This is a genomic window from Roseateles sp. L2-2, from assembly GCF_050613215.1.
In the GTDB taxonomy this organism is placed as follows: Bacteria; Pseudomonadota; Gammaproteobacteria; order Burkholderiales; family Burkholderiaceae_C; genus Roseateles; species Roseateles noduli.
Genome location: NZ_CP192509.1, coordinates 6,288,523 through 6,304,885, shown reverse-complemented (window position 1 = coordinate 6,304,885; position 16,363 = coordinate 6,288,523). Strand labels below are relative to the sequence as shown.

General features: G+C 68.1%; 12 protein-coding genes. 9 read left to right on the top strand and 3 right to left on the bottom strand.

The genetic code is table 11. The features are described from left to right. Positions 1-128 precede the first annotated feature (128 nt). From ACQZ13_RS28045 to ACQZ13_RS28030, 4 genes are all read left to right on the top strand, one after another. Entirely contained in the window at positions 129-2,045 is a 1,917-nt protein-coding gene (locus ACQZ13_RS28045) for an ABC transporter substrate-binding protein (RefSeq protein WP_431049104.1), read from the top strand. A 17-nt stretch (positions 2,046-2,062) separates the two neighbouring features. Further along, on the top strand, positions 2,063-3,961 hold the full coding sequence (locus ACQZ13_RS28040) for an ABC transporter substrate-binding protein (protein ID WP_431049103.1): 1,899 nt from the start codon (positions 2,063-2,065) through the stop codon (positions 3,959-3,961). An 11-nt stretch (positions 3,962-3,972) separates the two neighbouring features. After that, positions 3,973-5,823 carry an ABC transporter substrate-binding protein gene (locus tag ACQZ13_RS28035; protein ID WP_431049102.1) on the top strand — a complete coding sequence of 617 codons (1,851 nt, stop codon included), beginning with the start codon at positions 3,973-3,975 and terminating at the stop codon, positions 5,821-5,823. A 285-nt stretch (positions 5,824-6,108) separates the two neighbouring features. Next, positions 6,109-8,145 carry an acetoacetate--CoA ligase gene (locus ACQZ13_RS28030; RefSeq protein WP_431049101.1) on the top strand — a complete coding sequence of 679 codons (2,037 nt, stop codon included), beginning with the start codon at positions 6,109-6,111 and terminating at the stop codon, positions 8,143-8,145. Positions 8,146-8,178: 33 nt separating this feature from the next. On the opposite strand, the gene ACQZ13_RS28025 is transcribed toward ACQZ13_RS28030, so the two are convergent. Both ACQZ13_RS28025 and ACQZ13_RS28020 read right to left on the bottom strand, forming a co-directional pair. Continuing rightward, the gene (locus ACQZ13_RS28025; protein ID WP_431049100.1) at positions 8,179-8,610 is read right to left on the bottom strand and encodes a hypothetical protein; all 432 of its coding nucleotides are present in this window, start codon (positions 8,608-8,610) and stop codon (positions 8,179-8,181) included. Positions 8,611-8,641: 31 nt separating this feature from the next. Beyond that, positions 8,642-9,106: a hypothetical protein gene (locus tag ACQZ13_RS28020; RefSeq protein ID WP_431049099.1), complete on the bottom strand. Its 465-nt coding sequence runs from the start codon at positions 9,104-9,106 to the stop codon at positions 8,642-8,644. Between the two features lie 234 nt (positions 9,107-9,340). Here ACQZ13_RS28020 and ACQZ13_RS28015 point away from each other — a divergent pair, with 234 nt between their 5' ends. The 5 genes from ACQZ13_RS28015 (at position 9,341) to ACQZ13_RS27995 (ending at position 14,498) form a co-directional block, all read left to right on the top strand. Continuing rightward, positions 9,341-9,694: a hypothetical protein gene (locus tag ACQZ13_RS28015; RefSeq protein WP_431049098.1), complete on the top strand. Its 354-nt coding sequence runs from the start codon at positions 9,341-9,343 to the stop codon at positions 9,692-9,694. A gap of 113 nt (positions 9,695-9,807) precedes the next feature. Then, positions 9,808-10,257, top strand: coding sequence for a YybH family protein (locus ACQZ13_RS28010; protein ID WP_431049097.1), 450 nt, complete (start codon positions 9,808-9,810; stop codon positions 10,255-10,257). 263 nt (positions 10,258-10,520) lie between these two features. Then, positions 10,521-11,156: a PEP-CTERM sorting domain-containing protein gene (locus ACQZ13_RS28005; protein WP_431049096.1), complete on the top strand. Its 636-nt coding sequence runs from the start codon at positions 10,521-10,523 to the stop codon at positions 11,154-11,156. An 11-nt stretch (positions 11,157-11,167) separates the two neighbouring features. After that, on the top strand, positions 11,168-13,360 hold the full coding sequence (locus tag ACQZ13_RS28000; protein WP_431049095.1) for a phosphocholine-specific phospholipase C: 2,193 nt from the start codon (positions 11,168-11,170) through the stop codon (positions 13,358-13,360). Between the two features lie 235 nt (positions 13,361-13,595). Then, on the top strand, positions 13,596-14,498 hold the full coding sequence (locus tag ACQZ13_RS27995; RefSeq protein WP_431049094.1) for a hypothetical protein: 903 nt from the start codon (positions 13,596-13,598) through the stop codon (positions 14,496-14,498). A gap of 35 nt (positions 14,499-14,533) precedes the next feature. On the opposite strand, the gene ACQZ13_RS27990 is transcribed toward ACQZ13_RS27995, so the two are convergent. Next, the gene (locus ACQZ13_RS27990) at positions 14,534-16,363 is read right to left on the bottom strand and encodes a hypothetical protein (RefSeq protein WP_431049093.1); all 1,830 of its coding nucleotides are present in this window, start codon (positions 16,361-16,363) and stop codon (positions 14,534-14,536) included.

Sequence of the window (16,363 nt, the reverse complement as noted above, 5' to 3'; positions counted from 1 at the left end):
GAAGCACCCTCGTGGAAGCAGGTGTGTTCATCCGCAATGCGCCCCTGTCGCCCGCGCGTTCGCGGTCTCGGGGTTGTTGGCATGGCGGGCGCGGACATCGCCCACTAGACTGGCGCGCTTTCGAATTCATGGACGGCTTCCAGATGCGACGCGGCATGGCCGGGACACGATCCCAGGCGCTCTTACTTTCGGCATCCTTCGCGTCATCCCTGGCGATCCTGGCGACGTTCACGGCGATCCCGTCGAGCGCTCAGGCCGCCGGCGATGCGCCCTCCGCCTCGGCACCGGCTCCCTCGGCCGCCGCGCCCAAGGTGCTGCGCTACGCGATCCGCGTCGCGGAGACCGGCTTCGATCCGGTGCAGGTCACCGACCTGTACTCGCGCAACATCACGTCGGCGATCTTCGACGCGCCGCTGCGCTACAGCTACCTGGGCCGTCCCTACCGCCTCGAGCCCAATATCACCGACGGCATGCCCGAGGTCTCCGACGACTTCAAGCGCTTCGTCTTCAAGATCAAGCCCGGCATCTACTTCAACGACGATCCGGCGTTCAAGGGCCAGAAGCGCGAGCTGGTCGCGGACGACCTGGTCTACACGGTCAAGCGGCACTACGACCCGCGCAACAAGAGCGGGCACTTGTATCGCCTCGAAGGCGCGAAGATCCTAGGCCTGTCCGAAGTGCGCGCCGAGTCGCTGAAGAACAAGACGCCGTTCGACTACGCGCGGCCGGTCGACGGCGTGCGCGCGCTGGACCGCTACACGGTCGAGATCCGCGTCGCCAACAGCGATCCGCGCTTCCTGATGCACTTCGCCGATCCCATGGTGGGTCTGATGGCGCGCGAGGTCGTCGAGTTCTACGGCGACCGCATCATGGAGCACCCCGTGGGCACCGGGGCGTGGCGCCTGGCCGAATGGCGCCGCTCTTCGCGCATCGTGCTGGAGAAGAACCCCACCTTCCGCGAGGTGCGCTATCACGAGGAAGTCGGCGCGGATCGTCCGCCCGCCTTGGTGGAAGCGGTCAAGCGCCTGCAGGGCCGCAGGCTGCCGATGGTGGACCGCGTGGAGATCTCCGTGATCGAGGAAAGCCAGCCGCGCTGGCTCGCGTTCCTGCGCAAGGAATTCGACTTCATGGACGAGCTGCCGGAGGACTTCGCGCCGGTGGCGATCCCGCAGAACAAGCTCGCGCCCAACCTGGCCAAGGACGGCATGCGCGCGGTCCGCTACGAGCGCGCCGACATCTCGGCCTCCTACTTCAACATGGAGGACCCGGTCGTCGGTGGCTACACGCCCGAGAAGGTCGCGCTGCGTCGCGCGATCTCGCTGGGTGTGGACGTCGAGCGCCAGGTGCGCCTGCCCCGCAAGGGCCAGGCGATCCCGGCGCAGGGCATCGTCTCGCCCGGCGTGACCGGCTACGACAAGGCCTTCAAGACGGAGATGAGCCAGTACGACCCGGCGCGCGCCAAGGCCCTGCTCGACATGTACGGCTATGTCGACAAGGACGGCGACGGCTGGCGCGACATGCCCGACGGCAGCCCGCTGGTGCTGGAGTACGCGACGCAGCCCGACGGTCGCAACCGCCAGCTGGTCGAGCTCTGGCAGAAGGACATGGACGCGCTCAAGGTCCGCATCAAGTTCCGGATCGCCAAATGGCCCGAGAACCTGAAGGCGGCCAACGCGGGCAAGCTGATGATGTGGGGCATGGGATGGAGCGCCGACATCCCCGACGGCGAGAACTTCCTCGGCCTGGCGTACGGCGGCAGCAAGGGCCAGTCGAACAAGGCCCGCTTCGACCTGCCCGAGTTCAACGCGTTGTACCGCAAGCAGCATTCGATGGCGGACGGCCCCGAACGCAACGCAGTCATCCAGGACGCGCAGCGGCTGCTGACGGCCTACATGCCCTACAAGGTCGAGGTGCACCGGATCTACACCGACATCACCCAGCCCTGGGTGATCGGCTACGACAAGAACCTCTACCAGCGCGATTTCTACACCTTCGTGGACATCGACACCGACGCCTTGGCCAAGGCGCATGTGAAGAAGAACTGACGCCACTCCGCCGCCCCATGACGATGCTCCGCGCCCGACGTTTCCCTTCGATCCTGCGCGGGGCACTCCTCGCGTCCGCGCTGGCGCTGGCCGGCCTGAACGCCGGACATGCGGCGGACGGTGCGAGCGCGCCGGCGTCCGCGTCCGCGTTGGCTTCCGCGCCGGCCTCCGCGTCGACGCCCAAGGTCCTGCGCTACGCGTTCCGTGTCGCGGAGACCGGTTTCGATCCCGCGAAGATCACCGACCTCTACTCGCGGATGATCACGCCGCACATGTTCGAGGGGCTCTACACCTACGACCAGCTCGCGCGTCCGGCGAAGATGAAACCGCTGACGGCCGCGGCGCCGCCGGAGTCCTCGGCTGACTTCAAGACGTGGACGGTGAGGCTGCGTCCGGGCATCCGCTTCGCCGACGATCCGGCGTTCAAGGGCAAGGCGCGCGAGCTGACCGCCGAGGACTACGTCTACTCCTTCAAGCGCTTCGCCGATCCGGCGGTGTCGTCGCCGGCGTGGAGCGAGGTCGAGGAACTCGAGCTGGTCGGTCTCAACGAGTACCACCAGCAGGTCCGCAAGTCCGGCAAGCCTTTCGACTACGACAAGCCCATCGAGGGCCTGCGCGCACTGGACCGCTATACGCTGCAGCTCACGTCGAAGGAGACGCGGCCGCGCCTGATGGAGGTCTTTGCGCAAGGGGACCTGTACGGCGCCGTCGCGCGCGAGGTGATCGAGGCGTATCCGGGCGATTCGATGGCGCATCCGGTGGGCACGGGACCGTTCGTGCTGAAGAACTGGCGCCGCAGCTCGCTGATCGTGCTGGAGCGCAACCCCGTCTACCGCGAGCGCTTCTACGATCAGGAAGTGGACCCCGCGGCGGACGACGCCGAAGGCCAGGCGCTGAAGGCGCGCTTCAAGGGACGTCGCCTGCCGATGATCGACCGCGTCGAGATCGGCATCATCGAGGAGAACCAGCCGCGTTGGCTGTCCTTCCTGAACGGCGAGTACGACTTCATCGAACGCACGCCCGAGGACTTCATCAATCAGGCCATGCCCAACGGGACGATCGCGCCCAACCTGGCCAAGCAGGGCAAGCACGCGTACCGGACGGTCGCGTCGGACGTGCTGTTCACGGTCTTCAACATGGAGGACCCGGTCGTCGGCGGTTACACGCCGGACAGGATCGCGCTGCGCCGCGCGATCGGGCTGGCGATCGATGTCTCGCGCGAGCTGCGATTGGTGCGCCGCGGTCAGGCCATGCTGGCGCAGTCGCTCTACATGCCGGGGACGACGGGCTACGACCCGGACTTCAGGAGCGACATGAGCAGCTTCGACCCGGCGCGCGCGAAGGCGCTCCTCGACCTCTACGGCTACGTCGACAAGGACGGCGACGGCTGGCGCGACAAGCCCGACGGCAGCCCGCTGGTGCTGGAGAGCCTGACCACGCCCGAACAGTTCCAGCGCCAGATCGACGAGATCGTGCAGAAGAACCTGAATGCGATCGGCCTGCGCATCGCCTTCAAGCCGGCGAAGTGGCCCGAGAACCTGAAGTCGCTGCGGGCCGGCAAGTACCAGATCTGGTCCCTGGCGACGTCCGCGTCCAAGCCCGACGGCCAGGACTCGCTGGCGCGGATGTACAGCGGCCAGATCGGCGCGCAGAACTATGCGCGCTTCAGGCTGCCGGCCGTCGACAAGCTCTACGACGAGGCGTCCCACCTGCCCGATGGGCCGGAACGCCTGAAGATCTTCGATGAGACCAAGCGCTACGCGGCGGCCTACATGCCCTACAAGTACCGCGGCCACCGCTTCATCACCGACATCGCCCAGCCGCAGCTGATCGGTTACCGCCGTCCGCAGTTCTGGCAGAACTGGTGGGAGTACGTGGACATCGATCCCGACGCCGCCGCGAAGTTCAAGCACTAGGTCCGACACCGATGCGCGCACGACTCCTCGCTTCCCTTGCCGCGCTCGTCCTGGGCGCGACCACCGTCGCGGCGGTCGCCGCGCCGCCGCCGCAGCCGCAGCCCGCAAAGGTACCGGAGCCTGCCGCGGCGCAGCCTGAGAAGGTGCTGCGCTACGCCTTCCTCGTCGCCGAGACGGGCTTCGATCCGGCGCAGCTGAGCGATCTGTATTCGCGCATCGTCACCGCCCACATCTTCGAGTCGCTCTACAACTACGACTACCTCGCGCGGCCGTTCAAGCTCAAACCCAACACGGCGGCGGAGATGCCGCAGGTCTCGGAGGATTTCCGCACCTGGACCATCAAGATCCGCCCCGGCATCTACTTCGCCGACGATCCGGCGTTCAAGGGCAAGCGGCGCGAGCTGACGGCGCAGGACTATGTCTACAGCCTCAAGCGCTTCTACGACCCGGCGACGAAGGGACCGCTGTATTCGAGCTTCAAGCAGGAGGGCATCCTCGGCCTGGAGGAGCTGCGTGTCGCGTCGCTGGAGACGAAGAAGCCCTTCGACTACGACAAGCCCGTCGAAGGCTTGCGCGCGCTCGACCGCTACACACTGCAGTTCAAGCTGGCGGAGCCGCGGCCGCGCTTCATCTACAACCTCGCCGGCGGCGACACCTACGGCGCGGTGGCGCGCGAGGTCATCGAGGCCTACGCCGGCAAGACGATGGAGCACCCGGTCGGCACGGGGCCGTTCATGCTGGAGCGCTGGCGGCGCGGATCGCTGATCCGGCTGGTGAAGAACCCCGGCTTCCGCGACGTCTTCTACGACGCCCAGCCGGCGCCGGGCGACACGGAAGGCGAGGCGCTGGCGGCCCGCTTCAAGGGCCGCAAGCTGCCGATGGTGGACGCGGTGGAGATCAGCATCATCGAAGCGGGTCAGCCGCGCTGGCTGTCCTACCTGAACCGCGAGTTCGACCTGCTGTACCAGCTGCCGGAGGAGTACGCGGACGTCGCGATCCCGCACGGCAAGCTGGCGCCCAACCTCGACAAGCAGGGGATGAAGCTGTACCGCGTGCTGGCCAGCGACCGCACGATGTACTACTTCAACATGGAAGACCCGACGGTCGGCGGTTACACGCCGGACAAGGTTGCGCTGCGACGCGCGATCGGGCTGGCCACCGATGTGCCGACGGAGATCGTCACCACGCGGCACTATCAGGCGGTGCCGGCGCAGTCCGTCATCGCGCCGGGGACCTGGGGCTACGAGGACGACTACAAGAGCGAGAACAGCGATTACGACCTGGCCCGCGCCAAGGCGCTGCTCGACACCTACGGGTATGTCGACCGGGACGGCGACGGCTGGCGCGACAAGCCCGACGGCAGCCCGCTTGTGCTGGAGGTGGCGTCGACGCCGGACTCGCGTTCCAAGCCCTATGACGAGCTGTGGCAGCGGGACATGAACAAGCTGGGCGTCCGGATGCGCATCCGCATGGCGCAGTGGCCGGAGAACCTGAAGTCGGCGCGCGCTGGGCAACTGATGATCTGGCAGCTGGGCTTCAACAGCTCGACGCCCGATGCGCAGCTGGGGCTGGAGCTGCTGTACGGGCCGGCGGCGGGCGGGCAGAACCTGGGTCGCTTCAAGCTGGAGCGCTACGACGACCTCTACCGCCGCATGATGGTGCTGCCCGACGGCCCGGAGCGCGCGGCCTTGCTGCGCGAGGCGCAGAAGCTGCTGACCGCCTACATGCCGCAGAAGTTCCGCGTGCACCGCATCGTCACCGACATCGCGCAGCCGTGGGTGGTGGGATACCGACGCCCATTCTTCAACCAGATCTTCTGGCCCTACGTCGACATCGAGACGGACAAGCTGCCGAAGCGCTGAGGTCTGCCGCACTGCCACCGCCGCTGGCCCTCACCCCCGCCCTCTCCCGCAAGCGGGAGAGGGAGTGAGAATGCACCGAGACATTCGGAGCCAGAGGAGAAACGCGCCATTCGTAGCAGGAGCACTGGGGTGGCTCCCTCTCCCGCACCGCGGGAGAGGGCGGGGGGTGAGGGCCAGCGGCCGCCGCAGTACGGTATGCCGAGCCCTCCCGATCGAGTCGGTCACGCGCGTGACGGCAAGCCCGTGGGAACTCGGCTACCGTCAGGACTCGACAAGGAGTCCCGCATGCTCCCGACGCCGCAGATCGATCACTACCGCCGTTTCCTGCACGAGCAGCGGGGCCTCGTCTTCGACGACTACGCGTCGCTGTGGGGCTGGTCGGTGACGGAGCTGGACGCGTTCTGGCGCAGCATCTGGGACCACTTCGACCTGCGCTCGGCGACGCCCTTCGACGCCGCGCTCTGCGAGGAACGCATGCCCGGTGCGGTGTGGTTCCGCGGCGCGACCTTGAACATCGCGGCGCAGGCACTGCGGCACGTCGACGCTGCGGAATCCGCCGGCCACCCGGCCATCGTCCATGCGAACGAAGCGATGCTCGCGCGCGGCGAACTCGGCGAGATGCGCTGGCCCGAGCTGCGTCGCCAGGTCGGTGCGCTCGCGGCCTCGATGCACGAGCTCGGCGTGCGGCGCGGCGACCGTGTCGCCGCCTACCTGCCCAACGTACCGGCGACGGCGGTGGCCTTCCTCGCCGTCGCGAGCCTGGGCGCGGTGTGGTCGGTGTGCTCGCCGGACATGGGGCCGGTGGCGGTGCTGGACCGCTTCCGCCAGATCGAGCCCAAGCTGCTGATCGCCGCCGACGGTGTGCGCTACGCCGGACAGGACATCGACCGCATGGCGATGCTCGGGCAATTGCTCGACGAGCTGCCGACCGTGACCGACGTGGTGCTGCTGGGCAACCTGGATCCTCAGGCCGACCCCTCGCCGTTGGCGGCACCTGCTGCGACGACGAAGCGCGGCGCTCACCGCTGGGACACGCTGATCGCCAACACGCGCTCCCACGCGCCCGAGCCGGTGCCGTTCGACCATCCGCTGTGGATCGTCTATTCCAGCGGCACGACGGGTCTGCCCAAGCCCATCGTGCACGGGCACGGCGGCGTGTTGCTGGAGATGCTCAAGGGGTCCATCCACAACAACGTCGGCGCGACCGCGGAGACGGGCGACCGCTTCCACTGGTACAGCTCGACGGGCTGGATCATGTGGAACTGCCAGGTCGGCGCGCTCATGGGCGGCACGACGATCTGCCTGTTCGACGGCAGCCCGGCCGGGCCGAAGGACGCGCCTGACTGGAGCACGCTGTGGCGCTTCGTCGCACTGTCGGGCGCGACCTTCTTCGGTGCTGGCGCGGCGTTCTACGCGAGCTGCCTGAAGGCCGGTGTCGAACCCCTCAAGCACGGCGACCTGAGCCGGCTTCGCGCGATCGGCAGCACGGGCAGTCCGCTGGCGGACGAGAGCTACGACTGGATCTGGGCGAACTGCCCGAAGCCCGACGGCCGTCCGATCTGGATCTGCATCATCAGTGGCGGCACGGACTTCGCCGGGGCCTTCCTCACGGGATTGATCACGGAGCCGCTGGTTCGCGGCCAGATGCAGGTGCGCAGCTTGGGTGCGGCCGTGCACGCGTTCTCGGAGGTGGATGCGGACGGCCAGGGGCGGGCGCTGATCGACGAGGTCGGGGAGCTCGTCTGCACACGGCCGATGCCGTCGATGCCGCTGTATTTCTGGGGCGACCGGGACCACGAGCGCTACCTGTCGAGCTACTTCGACATGTACCGCGGCCCCAACGGCGAAGGCATCTGGCGCCACGGCGACTGGCTGCGCGTCACGCCGTCGGGCGGCGGGATCATCTACGGGCGCTCGGACGCGACGATCAACCGCCATGGAATCCGGATGGGCACGTCGGAGCTGTACCGCGCGGTGGAGACGCATCCCGAGGTGCTGGACAGCCTGGTCGTCGACCTGGAGTACCTCGGGCGCCCGAGTTGCCTGCTGCTGTTCGTGCAGCTGCGGGACGGCCTGCCGCTGGACGAGGCGCTGCAACTGCGCTTGAAGAGCTCGATCAAGAAGGCGCTGTCGGCGCGGCATGTGCCGGACGAGATCCACCAGGTCGAGGCGATCCCGCGCACGCTGTCGGGCAAGAAGATGGAGCTGCCGATCAAGAAGCTGCTGCTCGGCGCCGCGGCGGAGCAGGTGATGAAGCGCGACGCGATGGCGAATGCGGAGGCGGTGGCGTGGTATCAGCGCTTTGCGAGGAATCGGATCTGAAGTGGGGGTGCTCTGCGCGAAGGTCTTTGGGAATCACGGCTTACTCCAAACCGATGCGCTGCTGATCCGTTCTCCTCGTTCATGACGATCGCATCGCTCGATCACGGCGGCAGCCAGTTGCAATTGCTCTGTCAACATGCGGCTCGGCAGATGGTGCTTCACCTTGTAGTCCGCCCATGAGCGATGCTCGCGTTGAATCTCCAACTGAGCTCCGATGCGACGGGAGCACTCTGCCGCTGCCTTGTCACATCGCTCATGTGGATTTTTGAGACGTGCGATCAGGGTTTCGTGGCTGCCGTGAAGACCTTGATCTTCCCCGGCCAGGGGAAGCTTCTTCTCCCAGTCAAAGCAACGGTGGTAGGCGGCGTAATAGGCGCGGCTGATGGCAGCCCTTCGCTTGACTTCGGTCGGACTTGCGGCGAGCTCTTGGGCTAGCTGCAGTAGCTCTTTGCTGTTGATCGGCATGGTTGGCCTGTCGCAGTGGGCAAATATTCCGTCAACGTGTCGGTCCACGCTCCCTGAGGTTCACATAGAACGGAAGGTCGGGCATGTCCTGACTGAGCAGCTTCTCGTGGAAGCGGTCATTCCACGTGTTCGCGTCGGCCTGGTCCAGGTCGAGATGGATCACGTACGAAATCGATGCGACGTTCCGGAAGCGCATGACATGCAGCCAGGGGTTTCCACACAAACGCAGGTCATGCAGTTGGACGAAGTGCGCGGCGGCCTGGAGCTTCGCGGACAACGCCTGCGGGGATACGCCGTGGAAGTCGAGGATGCTTCGGATGTCCTGCAGGGCCTGCGACCAGTCGCGCTCCTCATGGTCCGCCTCCAAGCCGGGTGGAGCCGAGGCGCCGAAGATCGACGGGGGATATCGCAACGCATGCACATACTGCTGCACCGCGCACAAGGGGAAGACCTCGGCACCCTGTTCGATTGCTTGCAGGGTTACTTCCATTGCCATCATCGTTCTCCAACGTTGGGATCTTTCGATCCGGTGCCTGCAGTGTCGGCAGGCGATCCGCTCGTGTCTTTCCTCCAAAGTGCGGACTCGATGGGGGAACTGATTCAGGGAGGTCAGTCCCCCTGTTCATACTGATCACGGCTATTGGCAGAACGCGTTTCGCGAGGACCTGGATCCGACCCGCGGGTAAGCGCCGCTACAGTCGATCTCCTCCCACCTCGACACAGACACCCCGTGACCCTGAAACGCACCTTGATCGTCCTGGCCGTGCTGTCGCTGCTCAGCGGCTGCGTGTCGGGGTACAGCGGGCTCCACCACAAGCGACTGGGCATGATCGAGATCCCGTTGACCTTCGCGTTCATGGCGGTGGTTTACGCCTGGTACCGGCGCGACTCCATCCAGCGGCGCTTCTTCGGCGGCACGATGATGGGCGGCGGCATTCTGGCCGCGACCTTGCTGGTGGTGCCGATCTACCTGTACAGCAGCCGACCGGAGGGCGAACGAGCACGTCCGATCCTGGCCTTCCTGGGCCTGATGCTGCTGTCCATGGTGCTCTCGACCATCGGTGCACTCCCCTTCATGCAATGACGCCGGGTAGGTGATCCTGGGACGTGTCGAAACGGGCGGGCTTCGATCGTCGTGAGGGAGGAGGGATGTTTGCCCTTCGCCTTCCACCTTCCAACTTCCACCGGGAGAGATGCATGACGACACGAGCCAATGACACGGCCGTCGGCCAGCAGGTGCTGGCGTTGCTGGGCGCGTACCAGGCCGCCGCCGCGGCCAAGGATGTGGACGCGCTGCTGGCGCTGTACGCGCCGGACGCGCAGATCTACGACTGCTGGGACCAGTGGTCCTACGACGGCGAGACGCAATGGCGCGGCGCGGTCGAGCGCTGGTTCAAGATGGCGGGCGAGGGTGCCAACCGCGTGGTGTTCGACGATCCCCATATGCACGCCAGTGGCGACATGGCCGCCCTGCACGCGTTCGTTCGCTATGAACTCGTGGTCCACGGCGAAACGAAGTTCACGATGGACAACCGCATCAGCTGGACGCTGCTGCGCCGAGACGGCGTCTGGAAGATCGTCCATGAGCACACGTCCACGCCCTTGGCCGGCGAGGACATGAAGGGTGTGATCAACCGGTCCGCGTAGGCTTCCTCCCGCGTCTGAACGCTGCGCTTCAGCGTTACATGACGCCTTCGCGTCGCTCCCGCGACGCGCCCCCGCTTCCAGGGACGAAGGCCCCGAGGGCAAGTTCCAGGCCCGTCGATGACACCGACCGTTCACCGGTCTGTCACCCCGGCCTCTGAACATCCGCCGCGTCCTCCCGCATCCGCGCACTCAAGACCTGACCCTCCGTCGGATCGACGCGCGGCCGCGGCGCTTCCCGTCCGCCCGACCTCCCTGGAGTCCCCATGCGCAAGCCCTTCGCCCGCACACTGTCCGCCCTCGTCACCCGCGCCTGCCTGCCGCTGGTGCTGGCCGTCGCCGCACCGTTCGCGTCCGCCACCGTCGTCACCTTCGACGACCTGACCGACGACGGCCTGGTCCCCGCCAACTACGCCGGCCTCGACTGGTCCGCCAGCTCCTGGTTCCAGTACGCCGGCGAGCAGGCCCCGTACACGCCGCATTCCGGCGACCGCCGCGCCACGCTCGGCTTCGACGGCGACAGCTCGACCAGCGCCATCGGCTTCCTCACGCCCAGCACCTTCCAGGGCGCCTGGTTCTCCGGCTTCGACGGCGTCAACGTCGCCGTCGACCTGTACTTCGGCGGCGCGCTCGTCGCGTCGGCCTCGCTGCTCAACCTCAGCGACAGCCCCGCATTCCTGGGCAGCGGCTACGCCGGCCTCGTCGACCGCCTCGTGTTCCGCAGCAACGACCCGGCCTTCTTCGTCATGGACGACCTGACCTTCGCCGCCGCCGTGCCGGAACCCGCCTCCGGCGCGCTCGCGCTGGGCGGCCTGGCCGTCGCCGCGCTGGTGATCCGCCGCCGCAAGACGCCGCCGCACGCGAGCGCCGCCACGAACGCCACCGCCACCACCGCCGCCTGAGGAGACCCGCCATGACGCAGCAGCAACCGCCCCGCCGCCAGTTCCTCCGTGCCGTCGCCGGCGCCGCCGGCGCCACCGCCGCGATGACCAGCTTCCCGCCGGCCATCGCCCGCGCGCTGTCCATCAAGGCGGCCGTGCGCACCGGCACGATCCGGGACGTCGAGCACATCGTCGTGCTGACGCAGGAGAACCGTTCCTTCGACCACTACTTCGGCACGATGAACGGCGTGCGCGGCTTCGGCGATCCGTTCCCGGCGCCGGTGGCCGACTCCGCCAACGTGAAGGGCCGCTCGGTCTGGGTCCAGCCCACCGTCAACAACGCCGCGCCCGGCGCGATCGCGCCCTTCCACCTGAACACGGCGCAGAACTTCGCCTTCATGCGCGTCAGCGGCACGCCGCATTCGTGGACCGACGCGCAGGCGGCCTGGGACCACGGCCGCATGAACAACTGGCCCAAGGCCAAGCAGAACCATTCGATGGGCCACTTCAAGGAGCAGGAGCTGCCCCTCCAGTTCGCCCTGGCCAACGCGTTCACGCTGTGCGACGCCTACCACTGCGCGACGCAGACCGGCACCAACACCAACCGCCTGTTCATCTGGACCGGCACCAACGATCCGCTGCGCCTGGGCAACGGCCCGTCCACCGACAACAGCCACGACTGGTTCAACCCGAACCCGCTCGACGACTACACCTGGACCACCTATCCCGAGCGCCTGCAGTCGGCCGGCATCAGCTGGCAGGTCTACCAGAACATGGACGACAACTTCACCGACAACTCGCTGGCCGGGTTCAAGGTGTTCCGCGACGGCTGGTACAACCGCCCGGGCTTCTCGCAGGTGCTGAAGGACCGCGGCATCTCCACGCGCGACCTGGACCTGCTGCGCGACGACGTGCTCAACAACCGCCTGCCGCAGGTGTCGTGGATCGTCGCGACGGCGGAGGGCTCCGAGCATCCGGGGCCGTCCAGCCCCGCGCAGGGCGCCGACTACACGGCCAAGGTGCTGGACGCGCTGACCTCGAATCCCGAGGTGTGGGCCAAGACCGTCCTGTTCATCAACTTCGACGAGAACGACGGCTTCTTCGACCACGTGCCGCCGCCGGCCGCGCCGTCGTATGTGACGTGGAACGCGAACCCGGCGCAGGCGGTGCTCGCCGGCGCGTCGACGGTCGACACGACCGGCGAGTACTGCGAGATCCTCAACGGCGCGTCCGCCACTTATCTGCATCGTCCGTACGGCATGGGCCCGCGTGTGCCGCTGTACATCGTGTCGCCGTGGAGCAAGGGCGGCTGGGTCAACTCGCAGGTGTCGGACCACACGTCGGTGCTGCGCTTCATCGAAGCGCGCTTCGGGGTGAAGGAGACCAACATCGGTCCGTGGCGCCGCGCGGTCGCGGGTGACCTGACCTCGTGCTTCAACTTCGCCGATCCGGAGGACAGCGAGTTCTTCTCGAAGCTGCCCGACACGGTCGCCCTGGCCAACAAGGCGCGGGCACTGCCCTCGACCACGACGCCGCCCGTCCCGGGCTCGCTGCAGCTGCCGTCGCAGGGCGCGGGCGTGCGTCCGGCGCGGGCGCTTCCGTATGACCTGCAGGCCACGTGCGCGGTGACCCCGGGCGCAGGGCCGAATGCGTCGACGATCGCCGTCACGTTCCAGAACACGGGCAGCGCGGCGGCGGTGTTCCATGTCTACGATCGCACCCGCCTGAGCGAGATCCCGCGCCGCTACACGGTGGAGGCGGGCAAGCAGCTCACCGGCAGCTTCGCGCCGCAGAGCGCGGGCGCGTACGACCTGTGGGTGCTGGGTCCCAACGGCTTCCACCGTCACCTCGCCGGCAATGCGCGGCGTGCGGCGGCGGCGGGGCAGCCCAATCCGGACGTCATCGCGAAGTCCGCGCCGGCCACCGGCGAGCTGGTGCTGACGCTGGTCAACACCGGACCGGTCGCGGCGAGCTTCAGCATCGCGCACAACCGGTACCAGGGCACGACGCCGCGCACGGTGAACGTGCCGGCGCGCAGCAGCAGCGAAGTTCGAGTCGGTGTTGCCGTCGCGGCGCATTGGTACGACGTGTCGGTGCGCGTGAGCGGCCAGACCGACTTCCTGCGCCGCTTCGCCGGACACATCGAGACCGGCGCGCCGTCGGTCAGCGATCCGGCGATGGAGGGCGTGGCGAAGGCGGATCAGTACCGCGTGCAGGGCGCGTGAAGGCGCGCTGAGCGCTTCCGTACTGCTACCGTCGCTGGCCCTCACCCCCACCCTCTCCCGCAGTGCGGGAGAGGGGGCCACCCCAGTGCTCCTGAGTCGAATGGCTCGGTGCATTCTCACTCCCTCTCCCGCTTGCGGGAGAGGGCGGGGGTGAGGGCCAGCAGCCGTCGCAGTACACCCGGCGGGAGCGATGCTTGCCCAACCCGGACCTCCCCATGAAATCACGGAGGTCCTCATGTCCGTCATGCGTCTTCGTCTACAACGACAACCGCGTTCCGTTCTCCGTTCCACCCTGGCCGCCGTCGCGGCCGCAGCCGCGTTCTGCGGTGCAGCAGGCAGCGCGCACGCGCAGGCCGGCACCGTGCCGCAGGATGCCGTCGGCTTCACCGAGTACGTCGCCGCGCAGCTCCGCCAGCAACTGGGCGATGCCACCGTCGTCGTCCGCGAGCCCTTGACGCTCGGCGTCGCGGACCAGCGCACGAAGCTCGACAAGCTCTACACGGGCTGCCAGTCCAACCGCGGCAACTGCGCCGACGACGTGAACGTGTTCGTGAAGACGACGACGCAGCAGTTCCGGACCTCGACGATCCCCGCCACGCGCGAGTCGCTGCGGCTGGCCGTGCGCACCGCCGCCTCCGTGCAGCAGGCGCAGCGCGAGGTCGGCGGCGACGCCACCACCTTCCGCCCGCGGCCCTTCATCGGTCCGCTGGTGACGGTGCCGGTGTTCGACACGATGCGCGCATCGCGACTCATCAGCGAGAAGGACTACAAGACGCTGAACCTGTCGGTGGACCAGGTTCGCGAGACCGCGCGCAAGAACACCTACGACGCGATGCCGCAGGTGCTGCAGCACGCCAAGCCGGTGCCGGCGGGCGAGGTCGGCAAGCTCGACGGCCCCGTGCCGCAGCCGAGCCGGCTGGTTTTCATCGACGACTGGAAGCCGCTGGCCGACGCGCAGAAGGGCAAGCTGATCGTCGCCGCGCCGGCCAACGACACGGTGCTCTACGTCAGCGACGACGACGTCTCGACCCTCGACGCGCTGCGCGCGCAGGTGCGCGACCTGATGGGCAAGTCGCCCAACCCGCTGACGGACGTGCTGCTGCGCTGGTCGCCGTCGGGCTGGGTGCCGGTGCAGTGACCGACCGTCAGTGAGAGGCCGTCGATGACAGGCCGTCAGCGTCCGCCGTCCGCGGCGGACGTCGCCTGCCCGTCCCGGAACAGCCGCCGCGCCAGGTGCCAGCCCGCGCGCTGGGCCGCGAGCCACAGACCCAGCGTCAGATAGAACGTGCCGACCATGATCGCGGCGCGCGGCAGGAGACCGATGTCCCCCACCGCGCTCCCCGCGGTGAGGGCAAGCGTGACGGCGCCCAGCGTCAGCCGCATGCCGCAGAGGCTGGACAGCCAGGCCATCAGCGTCGGCAGCCCGACGGTCAGCAACAGCGCAATGGCTTTCCATCCGCCCGCCGGGCGCATGGGCTGCACGCGGAAGGTCGGGTTGGGCACGTACAGACGCAGGCGGTAGACCGAGACGCCGGCAGAGATCCACGCGGCCAGCAGTCCCGCGACGACGGGCATCTTCGTCGTCGTCGCCGACACGATGAACCACCACAGCGCCGCTGCGGTCGAGATCATCGCCGTCGTCCCCTTCAGGCCGAGCAGGAGGCCGACCGCCAGGCACACCAGGGCCAGCACGACCATGGCACCGCCAGACTCCGTCGGGAGTTGCAGGATGAGGCCGGTCACGCCGAAGCTCGCGGCGCCCAGCCAGGGCGACGCCCGGTTCCAGCGTTCCGACCTGAGCTTCCCGGCCAGCAAGTCGGGTCCTTCGCGCAGGAAGTCGAGTGCACGGCCGAGGCCACCCATGAACAGGCAGAAGAGGACCACCCAGAACGGGGCGGAGACGCCGTGGTCGACGCCCTCGATGACACTGCCCGCCAGGACGCCGCCGAGCACGCCGGCCAGCAGCCCGATCAGCACAAGCGCCGCACCGCGCGTCGTCTTGTCCAGTGCCTCGACAGCGACGAGCTCCGTCGCCTGAAGTCCCAGGCGGCGTAGCAACGGCCAGCTCGCCCACTGCAGATGCAGCGGCAGCGTGTGCCCCATCAACAGGGCGCCGATGAAGGCCTTGACCCGGTCTGCCGCACGCGCTGAACCGGATAACTGGGCGATGCGGACCGTCGGCGCGAACTCCTCGAGCGTTCCCGGATCGGTGATCGGCGGCGGATGGCGCTCCAGCACCGCCGCGAGCGCGGCCATGCGCTCGTCGCCCAGCATCCGCTCGATGCGGAAATCCCGCGACCAGTCGAAGTGCTCACGCAGCAGATCGATCAGGTGCGTGGGCAGATGCGCTTCGAGCTGCACCACGAGGTCGGCGAATCGCGCCGAAGCCTCGAGCTGCTGATCCAGCGGCAGATCGCCGAGCCGGCGGCGAAGCGCCGGCAGCGCGGCCTCCAGCTTCGCCGGACCGGACTTGAGCAGGTCGACGAGTTCGTGGCAGAGCGCTTCCGGCGAAGGTCCCGGGGATGGATCCTGGAAGACGGGTCCGGTGGCCGGCGGGTGGGGGACGGGTGCCGGGGCGGGCGAGGCTTCCGGCGCCGACGCAGGCGGGAACGGCGCCGTCGCGGGCCACTCGGCGTCGATCAGGGCGTCGATCCGTTCGGCCAAGGGCGACGGCGCGGTGACCGGGTCGACGACGTTCTGCCGGTCGGACGTCGTTTGAACGGACGTCGTTTGAGCGGGCGCCGGCGTGCCGGGCACCGGCTCGTCGACGACGGCGGACGCTTCGGCCGCGACCTGCGCCGCGATCAGCTCCCGCCGGCGGGCGTGCGCCACGAGCCGGTCATAGGCCTCGCGCAGCGCCTGGTAGGCCTGCGCGTCGTCGTCGGGCCGGGTCTTGCGCAGCGTCTTCGCATAGGCGCGCTTGATCTCGCCCAGGTCGCTGCTGGGCGCGCCCAGCCCCACCGTGACGCAATCGCGGTGCCAGTCCTCGTGCCAAGCCTCCAT